At 72.3% G+C, this 9934-nt stretch carries 6 protein-coding genes; 4 read left to right on the top strand and 2 right to left on the bottom strand.

The window, feature by feature from the left end:
• The first annotated feature begins 35 nt into the window (after positions 1 to 35).
• Together ABT014_RS04295 and ABT014_RS04290 are read left to right on the top strand one after the other, a co-directional pair.
• Entirely contained in the window at positions 36 to 4205 is a 4170-nt protein-coding gene (locus ABT014_RS04295; RefSeq protein WP_350636877.1) for an RHS repeat domain-containing protein, read from the top strand.
• Between the two features lie 93 nt (positions 4206 to 4298).
• Positions 4299 to 4925 (top strand): hypothetical protein, encoded by a 627-nt coding sequence (locus tag ABT014_RS04290; protein WP_350636875.1) that lies wholly within the window; start codon positions 4299 to 4301, stop codon positions 4923 to 4925.
• 98 nt (positions 4926 to 5023) lie between these two features.
• On the opposite strand, the gene ABT014_RS04285 is transcribed toward ABT014_RS04290, so the two are convergent.
• Together ABT014_RS04285 and ABT014_RS04280 are read right to left on the bottom strand one after the other, a co-directional pair.
• On the bottom strand, positions 5024 to 6574 hold the full coding sequence (locus ABT014_RS04285; protein WP_350636873.1) for a DEAD/DEAH box helicase: 1551 nt from the start codon (positions 6572 to 6574) through the stop codon (positions 5024 to 5026).
• 183 nt (positions 6575 to 6757) lie between these two features.
• Positions 6758 to 6961, bottom strand: a complete 204-nt coding sequence (locus ABT014_RS04280) for a cold-shock protein (RefSeq protein ID WP_350636871.1) — start codon at positions 6959 to 6961, stop codon at positions 6758 to 6760.
• A gap of 579 nt (positions 6962 to 7540) precedes the next feature.
• Here ABT014_RS04280 and ABT014_RS34575 point away from each other — a divergent pair.
• Together ABT014_RS34575 and ABT014_RS04270 are read left to right on the top strand one after the other, a co-directional pair.
• Positions 7541 to 7684 carry a hypothetical protein gene (locus ABT014_RS34575; protein ID WP_502894838.1) on the top strand — a complete coding sequence of 48 codons (144 nt, stop codon included), beginning with the start codon at positions 7541 to 7543 and terminating at the stop codon, positions 7682 to 7684.
• 601 nt (positions 7685 to 8285) lie between these two features.
• The gene (locus ABT014_RS04270; RefSeq protein WP_350636867.1) at positions 8286 to 9785 is read left to right on the top strand and encodes a hypothetical protein; all 1500 of its coding nucleotides are present in this window, start codon (positions 8286 to 8288) and stop codon (positions 9783 to 9785) included.
• Positions 9786 to 9934 lie beyond the last annotated feature (149 nt).

Genomic DNA, 9934 nt, shown 5'->3' with positions numbered 1-9934 from the left:
CGCACGTGCGGGTCGAGACCGGCGGGGTGTCCGCCATGTCCACCCAGGCCGACCACTACTACCTGCGCGGCATGGACGGCGACCGCAACGACCCCGCCGACAGGACCAGGAAGCGCACCGTCACCGTCGACGACGGCCAAGGCACCACCCTGACCGACGACGACGCCTGGGTCGGCTACGAGTACCGCACCGAGCAGTACGACAAGCCCGGCGGCAAGATCCTCTCCAAGACCGTCAACACCCCCTGGAAGAAGACCACCGCCACCCGCGTCCGGGACTGGGGCACCACCACCGCCAACCTCACCGCCACCCGGATCACGCGGACCTTCACCTCGCTCGACAACGGCACCGGCAGCTCCTGGCGCGAGACCCGCACCAACACCACCCAGGACGCCTACGGCCGGGCCGCCCAGGCCGAGGACCTCGGTGACGTCACCGTCGGCACCGACGACAAGTGCACCCGAACCACCTTCGCCGACAACACCACCGCCTGGATCCTCAACGGCGCCGTCCGTGCCGAGACCGTCTCCGCCGACTGCGCCGCCGACATCAACCGGGACACCCAGCCGGACGGCAGTTCGGTGGTCTTCTCGGACGTCCGGGCGCGGTTCGACGGCCAGGCCTACGGCGCCGCACCCACCAAGGGCGACGTCACCCTCACCGAGACCCTGAAGTCGCAGGCGGGAACGGTCGCCACCTACCTCGACGCCGCGAAGACCTTCGACATCTACGGTCGGACGCTGATCAGCACCGAGCTGGCCTCCACCACCGTGTTCGACACGACGGGTGCCACCGGACCGGTCACCACCCCGCACCCCTCGGCCCGGGTCAGCACAGCCTCGTACACCCCGGCGACCGGCCGTCCGACCAGGTCCACGGCCGTCTCACCACCCGCCAAGGCCGGCGACGCCGCCACGGTACGTACCACCTACACCGACTACGACCTGCTGCGTGGGCTGACCGTCGACACCGTCGACGCCAACAACCGCAGGACCGATCAGACCTACGACGCGCTCGGCCGCACCCTGAAGGTCTGGTTGCCGAACCGCTCCAAGGTCAACGGCCAGAGCCCCAACCGCCAGTTCGGCTACGAGGTCGCCGAGGGCAGGATCGCCTCGGTCGCGACCCTGACCCTGAACGCCGACGGCTCCCAGGACACGTCCTACACCCTGTACGACGGTCACGGGCGGGCACGGCAGACGCAGTCGCCCGGTGACAACGGCGGCCGACTGCTGACCGACACCTTCTACGACGAGCGCGGCCAGGCGGCTCTGACCTACGCGCCGTACTACGCCACCGGCGCACCCTCGACCACGCTGTTCAAGGTCGAGGACGCGACCGGCGTGGAGACCCAGACCGCCACGGCGTTCGACGGCCTCGGACGCGCCGTCAGGTCCACCGTCCTCGCGGGCAACGGCGCAGGCACCCCGCTCGCCACCACCCTCACCGAGTACGACGGTGACCGGGCCACCGTCACCCCGCCCGCCGGTGGCACCCCCACCACCACCATCAGCGACGCGACCGGCAGGACCACCGAGCTACGGCAGTACAGATCCGCGCTGCCCACCGGCGCCTACGACAGCACCACCTACGGGTACGACCCCGCCGGTCACATGACGAGGCTGACCGACCCGGCCGGTACCGTCTGGACCTGGCAGTACGACCAGCTCGGCCGGCTGCGCAGGACGGTCGACCCGGACGCCGGCACCACCACGAAGGCGTACAACGACCGCGGTGAGCTGATCAGCACCACCGACGGCCGCAACAAGACCGTGGTCACCGTCTTCGACAACCTCTCCCGGGTCGTCGAGACCAGGGACGGATCCGCCGGCGGGCCGCTGCTGACCTCCCAGACCTGGGACCCGAGCGGAAACCTCAACTCCCTCGCCACCTCGACCCGTTACAGCACGGTCAACGGAACCACCTACCAGTACAAGACCACCTACTCGCTGTTCGACGTGCTGTCCCGGCCGACCCGCACGACGCTGTCCGTGCCGTCCGTGCCCGGACAGGAGGCGCTGGCCGGCAACTACGTCAGTGGCACCGTGTACCGCCTCGACAACCTCCCGCAGAGCGTCAGCTACCCGGCCGCGGGCAACCTCGCCGCCGAGTCGCTCGCCTTCACCTACGACGCGCGGCACCGGCTGACCGCAGCATCCGGCCTCAGCAGTTACCTCACCGGGCAGACGTTCAGCCTGACCGGCAAGCCGCTGCAGTCCACCCTCAGCAACGGCACCGCAGGAAAGGACGTCTACCTCACCAACGGCTACGAGTGGGGCACCCAGCGCCTCGCGTCCAGCCGCACCGACCAGTACGGCATCGCCGTCCCGGCGCGCGCCGCCGTCTACACCTACGACCAGAGCGGCAACATCACCTCGCTGACCGACACGTCCCGCACGGGCACGGACCGGCAGTGCTTCCAGTACGACTACCTCACCCGTCTCACCGAGGCCTTCACCCCCACCGGCACCAGCTGCCCCGGCACACCCGACGGTGCCACCCTCGGCGGCCCCGCCCCGTACTGGACCAGCTACACCTACAACACCAACGGCACCCGGGCCACCGAGACCGACCACGACCCGGCAGGTAACACCGCCCAGCAGACCACCACCACCTACAGCTACCCGGCGGCCACCGCCGCCCGGCCGCACAGCCTCACCGGCACCAGCACCGTCACCGGCGGCACCGGACCCGCCGTCACCCGGACCTACGACTACGACACCGCCGGCAACACCACCGGACGCCACCTCAAGGCCGCCGGCGACCAGACCCTCAGCTGGAACACCGAGGGCAAGCTGGAGCAGGTCACCGGCGGGGGCAGGACCACCAACTACGTCTACGACGCGAGTGGCAACCGGATCCTGGCGCACACCGCGGACACCGGGGCGCCGGCCGCCGAGAACTGGACCCTCTACCTCGGCAACAGCGAGCTGAACCTGCTCAAGGGTGCGGCCAAGCCGACCGCCACCCGCTACTACGCCATCGGCACCGCCACGGCGGTGCGCACCGACGACGGCAAGGTGGTCTTCCAGCTCGCGGACCACCACGGCACGGCCGAGCTCAACATCGACGCCACCACGGGTGCGGTGACGCAACGCCGCAGCACGCCGTTCGGCGAGGACCGCGGCACCGCCCCGACCGCATGGTCCGGCACCCGCGGCTTCGTCGGCGGAACCAAGGAGGCCACCGGCCTCACCCACCTCGGGGCCCGCGACTACGACCCGGCCACCGGCCGTTTCATCAGCGTCGACCTCATCCTCGACGTCGACGACCCGCAGCAGTGGAACGGCTACGTCTACTCGCACAACAACCCGGTCAACCGGGCCGATCCCGGCGGCCTGTACGACCCCGACCAGCGCGCCGCGGAGATCGAGGCCCGGCGCAACAGCGGGAGTTCCTTCTGGGCCCAGATGACCAAGCTGTTCAACCAGATCGCGGACGAGATGGCGGCGGCGGCCAGTGCCCGGCGCGAAGCCTCGCAGAGCCAGGACCGGACCACCCGGCACAACCAGGCCGTGGCCGTGGCGGCGGACGAGATCAAGAAGCAGGTCAAGAGCATGGGGGTGAAGAACTTCACGGTCACGGTCAAGTACAACAGGGTGGACGACGCGAACAAGGACCTGATGTACCCCGGCTTCAAGAGCCCCGAGTCGACGTTCGGCCTGGTCGACATCCTCGGATACGACGCGGACAGTGACGTCTACTACGTCTGGGAGGTCAAGTCCGCCAGCGAGGCCGCCAGCGCCGTTCCCGAGGCCCAGTGGTACGTGAGCCGGATGAAGGCCAACGGCCAGAAGGCGGTGCTGGGTTGGACCATCGGCGGCCCGTACGACGTGCACGCCAACGGTGACAAGGTGATCGGCCCGGCCCCGGGAGCGGTCATCTACGGCAAGCCCAACGACCGGGACTTCAAGCGCGTCTCGACCTCCAGCCCGGCGTCCGTCGCCGCCCAGCAGGGGGCTCAGCGGGTGCCCAGCCCCAGCCCGGGCCCCGGGCCGGGTGAGTACGCCGGCACGATCTACCAGCCGGGGCTCGGAACCCGGCCGCTCGGCCCCAGTGTCGGAGGCCCCAGCGCGCTGCTGGTGGTGCCGTTCGTCGTGATCGGTGCCGTCGGTGTGGTGGCGGCGCTGCCCGAGGAGGCTGCGGCGGCCGGGGCCGTCGCCACCGTGGCGGTCACCAAGGCCATGTTCGACCTGGCCGCGTGACCGGCCGCACCCCGCAGTGATCTGATGGTCGGGATCCGGCCCGGTCCGTAGTGTCCGGGCCGGATCCCGACCTCGGAACGACAGGAGGATCTGTTGAATCATCTGGACGACCTGATCCGGCAGTACGCCGCACCCGAGCTGGAGGAGGCGGGCTTCACCCGCGCTGGGCGTTCCTTCAGCCGGATCTCGGAGCGGGGGGACGCCGCGTTCCTCGAGTTCGCCGACTTCCCGCTCGGGCCGATGGTCGTGCTCTTCGACGTCTCGCTCGCTCTCACCCCGCGGGCGCACTGGGAGTGGCTCCGCCGGCAGACCGCTCCGCAGTACCTCGGGCCGCCGGAGAGCTCCAGCCCCTTCTTCCGGTGGTGGTGCCCGCCGCCCGACCGGTTCGCGCAGGACCCGGAGGACGAACCGCAGACCTGGATGTTCGGCCCGCTGACCGACGAGCGGGAGTTCGGCGCGGCGCTCGCCCTGGCGCTGCGCAGCACCGCCGTCCCGCAGCTGCTCCACCTGCTGGACCGGGACAACCTGCTGGAGGAGAGCCGCAGTTCGCGGATCGCCCGGATGAAGGGCCTCGGCTCGCCGCTGGAGCGGCAGATCATGGCGATGGTGGACGACGCGCCCGTAGAGGCGGTCGAGGCGGCCCTGCGGCAGCGGCCCGAGGGGGAGGGGCACCGGGACTTCGCACCGTGGGTCCGGGCCCGGCTGGCCGCCCGGGCGTAGCGCTCGTACCGGCCGGGCGTGCGCCTCGGACGCGGACGCGGACGGAGCAAGGGCGGGGAGGCCCGAAGACCTCCCCGCCCTTGCTCGTTCCGTCAGGGTCAGCGCGGCTGGCCGCCGGCGCGGCGGGCCGCGCCCGGGCGGGAGCCGGAGGTGCCGGACGAGCCGGCGGTGGCGCCGCCGCTGCGGGCGGGGTGGGCCGGGCCGCCGGTGCGGGCGCGCCGGTTGCGGTTGGCACCGGGCGAACGGCGCGGGCGCTCGATCACCGGGTCGGGGATCACCACCGGGACGCCGCTGGGCACCCGGGCGCCGGTGATCTTGACCAGCTCCTCGCCGGTCGAGTGCACCTGGGCCGAGTTGGGGGTGATGCCGGCGGTCGCCATCAGCCGGGCCATCTCGCGGCGCTGGTTGGGCAGGACCAGGGTGACGACGGTGCCGGACTCGCCGGCCCGGGCGGTGCGCCCGCCGCGGTGCAGGTAGTCCTTGTGGTCGCCCGGCGGGTCGATGTTGACCACCAGGTCGAGCCCGTCCACGTGGATGCCGCGGGCCGCGACGTTGGTGGCCACCAGCGCGGTCACCGCACCGGTCCGGAACTGCTCCAGCGTGCGGGTGCGCTGCGGCTGCGACTTGCCGCCGTGCAGCGCGGCCGCCTTCACCCCGCTGTTCAGCAGGTCCTGCACCAGCCGGTCGGCGCCGTGCTTGGTGTCGGTGAACATGATCACGCCGCCGTCGCGGGCCGCGATCCGGGTGATCGCCGCGTGCTTGTCGGAGTTCTGCACGTGCAGCACGTGGTGCTCCATCGTGCTGACGGCGGCCGCGGACGGGTCCACCGAGTGGGTGACCGGGTCCTTGAGGAAGCGGCGCACCAGCCGGTCGACGTTGCGGTCCAGGGTGGCCGAGAACAGCATCGTCTGGCCGTCCGCCTCGACCTGCTCCAGCAACTCCGTGACCTGCGGCAGGAAGCCCATGTCGGCCATCTGGTCGGCCTCGTCGAGCACCGTGACGGAGACCTCGCCGAGCCGGCAGTCGCCCCGCTCGATCAGGTCCTTGAGGCGCCCCGGGGTGGCCACCACGACCTCGGCGCCACGGTTGAGCGCGTGCGCCTGGCGCCCGATCGACATGCCGCCGACCACGGTCGCGATCCGCAGCCGCACCGTGTGGGCGTACGGGATGAGCGCCTCGGTGACCTGCTGGGCGAGCTCGCGGGTGGGCACCAGCACCAGGGCGAGCGGGGTGCGCGGCTCGGCCCGGCGGCCCGCGGTGCGGGCCAGCAGCGCGAGGCCGAAGGCGAGGGTCTTCCCCGAACCGGTGCGCCCGCGGCCGAGCACGTCCCGGCCGGCCAGCGAGTTGGGCAGGGTGGCGGCCTGGATCGGGAACGGCGAGGTGACGCCCTGGCGGGCCAGTGTGGCCAGCAGCGACTTCGGCATGTCCAGCTCGTCGAAGGACTCGACGGCGGGCAGGGCCGGGGTGGTGCTCACCGGCAGCGCGAACTCGCCGCTCGGGCCGGCCTGGCGAGGCCGGCGGCCCGCACCACTGCCAGGGCGCGGGGTGGAGCGAAAACCGGAACGTGCGCCGGAGCGCGAGCCGGAGCCGGCACCCCGGTAGGACGAGCGGTTGGAATTGACCACAGAAAAACCTTCCTCGGGCGGCACGGCTCCCGGGAAGGCTCCACGGCGCGCGGGCGTCGGGGCATCGCAAGAACGGGCCGGGGATCGGGCGGTGGCGGGGCGGCGTCCGACGCGGCGCCCGCAGACACGCCAAAAAGGGCCCGCACCGTGCGAGTGCGCGGTGCGGGCCCCGGCTGCGCCGGCGGATGCCGGTGCAGCATCACGTACTTAGAGGGGGCGAATGTTCTCCGCCTGCGGGCCCTTCTGGCCCTGCGTGACGTCGAACTCGACCTTCTGGCCCTCGAGCAGCTCACGGAAGCCGCTGGCGTTGATGTTCGAGTAGTGGGCGAAGACGTCCGGGCCGCCACCCTCCTGCTCGATGAAGCCGAAGCCCTTTTCCGAGTTGAACCACTTCACAGTGCCATTAGCCATTTAAAGAATCTCCTTCAGGGGACCTCGAGACCCGCACCTCGCGGATTTCGCGTCGCCGTGATGATGACCCGCCCGGGAAAACAAGCCGGGAAACAAAAATGCGCCTGTCGGTCACAAGCCAACAGGCGCACACAAAGTTCATGGGAACCAAAACTGCAACTGGTACCGACTGTAGCAGGCCGGGGGCCGGAACGGGTGATCGCCGGGCCACCAGTTTCCGGGCGGCCCGTAGGGCCCGGTCCGGGCGGGGGCTCGGGGGCGGGGCCGGGTGGGGGCCCGGGTGGGTCCGGATGGGCCCACCGCGCGGCGTCCCGGGGCGTCCGGGCCCGCAGGTGGGGGCCGGCGGGCCCGTTCGGGCCGGCGTCCGACGGTGCGCCGGCGATCTTCGACCCCCCTCGAAGTTCACCCTCCGGGGTGCAAGATCCGGATAACTATTCAACTCCGATGCGCCCAGGTATGGCGCGCCCCGATTGGGTGGGGCGCATACTGGCGATGATGACGAATTCAGCCGCAGCCCGGCGACACCTGCCCACCAGTCCCTTCAAGGCTCCTGTCCCGCCGGTCCCCAAGCGGTTCGCCGTGGGTGACCGGGTTTCGCACGACCGCTACGGCCTGGGCCGCGCGATCGCCGTCGAGGGCGACGGCGAGATCGCGGTGCTGGTCGACTTCGGCTCGCGCCAGGAGCGGCTGGTCCAGCCCTTCGCGCAGCTGTTCAAGCTCTGAGGGTGTTCAAGCTCTGAAGGTGCGGACGGCCCCGGCGGCCTGAGGGTCTCCGGGTCCGATGCGCCGGAGCCCGCGCCCCCGCGCTCCCGTGATCCGGCACGCCCCGAGTGGTGCGCGCCGGCGGATACGGTCGCGCGACCACCGCGATACGCCGCTTTGCCAGGATGGGTCCCGGCGGTGCGGCGACCGGTTGGCACGGGGCGATCCGGCAGCACGCCGCCGCACGGGGACGGCGGACAGCCGGACGGTCACCGACCGGTCCGGCCTGACACCACGGGGGAGTGGGCAGTTCGAACCGAGGGGGCCCGGCTGCGGGCCCCCGGTGCGTACCGCGGATCGCGGGGGCGGTGCCCTCGAAAGGTCCGGTACGAACCACGGCTGGCCGGCCGTCCGGCCCAAGGGTGCGCCGGTGGGACTCAGTCCCACCGGCGCACCCTTGTGTTTTCCGGGCCCACGTGGGCTGGGACGGAGTCAGCTCCCGGCCCGTGCAACGGACCTGATGCGGCGACTTGTAAGTTGCCCTGGTCAGGTTGCGCCGTGCGGACGGGTTCCCCGGCCGTCGTACCGCCGCGGCGAGTTCGAGCAGAGGCTAGGAGAAGCGTTGGCTCGCAAGCCCCGCCCCATCGATCCGAACGAAGGTCCACTCCAGGCGTTCGCCTACGACCTGAGAGGGGTGCGCGAGGACGCCGGCAATCCCACCTACCGCGTGCTGGCCGGCCGGGCCGGCTTCGGCGCCACCACCCTGAGCGACGCCGCCGGTGGTGTGCGCCAACCCAGCCTGGAAGTCACCCTCGCCTACGTCGGGGCGTGCGGGGGCGACGTCGAGCTGTGGGAGCGGCGCTGGCACGAGCTGGACCGGCGGCTCGCGGAGGAGCGGGTCGACGACGCGGCGCCGGAGGCGGCGGACGGGACCTCCACGGGCCCGGCCGGGGCGCAGGGCGCCGACCCCGCGGACGCGCACGCCGGCGGGCCCTCCGGCGGACTCTCCGGACTGCCCGCGCACGAGGACGCCGATGCGCCGGCGCCCGACGGGGCGCAGGACACTGCCGATGCGCCGGAAGCCGTGCCCGAAGCTGCGGCGGAATCCGCGCCGGAGTCCACCACGGAGTCCGCCACGGAACCCCTCGCGGAGAGCGCCGCCGACCGCGCCGCCGTCCGCGTCGCCGCCGAGGCGGGCCCGCAGGAGCTGAGCGCCGACGCCGCCGAGCTGTCCTCCTCGCCCGAAGGGGAACCGGACGGGCCGGAGACGAGTCGCTCCCGGCGCTGGCCGGTGCTGGCGACCGCGGTCGGGCTCGCGGTGGTCGCCGCCCTCCTGGCCGTGCTGATCCCCAAGCTGTCCGGCGGCTCCGCGGCCTCCGCCGCGCCGAGCCCGACCCCCACGCCGAGCGCGACGGTGGTGCCCCCGTGCGCGGACTACGGCGGCGCCGGGGCGTTCTCCGGCACCACCTACCTGCCGACCACCCGGGTCCGGGCCGGGGCCGGCACGCACTCGGCGACCCTCACCCAGTACCCCCCGGGGTGCCAGGTCGAGTTCAGCGGCTTCTGTCTCGGCGAGGTGATCACGGACGCCTTCTCCAACACCCCGGACATGCGCTGGTTCAAGGTGCGCGGCGGCGGGGTGATCTCCTCGGGGGTCATCCACGGGAATCCGCCGAAGACCATGCACAGCGAATCCTGCGACGGCGGCGCACCGCCGCCCTCCGCGATATCCCTGACCGTCTCCGGCCCGGCCGACGGAATGGACACGATCTATCTGAAGGCGACCGGCGAGCACCTGGGGATCGTGGGCTACGCCGGATTCTTCGCGACCGGCGCGCCGCAGGCGCCCGCGCCCAGCTGGCAGCAGCTCGGCTTCACCGACAACGCGCTCGCCGCCTTCGCCGAACCCTGGCGACTGGAGCCGCTGCGTGCGGAGCTGGCCACCCGGCCGCAGCTCCAGGTGGTCGCCGTCGCCTGCATGGGCGGCGAGGGGCCGACCGGGATCGTGGACGCCGAGCTGGTGCGGCCCGGCGACCCGGGCGCCCCGGAACCGCTGCAGCTCGATGCCGACCAGCTCGCCGCGGCCCAGGCCGCCGCGTGCAGCTTCCCCAAGACCAGCTGAGCCGCCCAGCCCGCCCACGCCCACCCCGCCCGGCCCCGGCGCTGGCCCCAAGGATTCGCCCCGGACCATTCCGGGGCGAATCCGACCGTTCCGGGCGGCAATTGTCCGTCATTGATTGACCGGACCCCTGACGCGCGCTGGACAACCTG

The organism is Kitasatospora sp. NPDC094015, from assembly GCF_040304075.1.
Classification (GTDB): Bacteria; Actinomycetota; Actinomycetes; order Streptomycetales; family Streptomycetaceae; genus Kitasatospora.
Note: the sequence above shows the minus strand (reverse complement) of the source record. Positions and strands in the feature narration are given on the sequence as shown.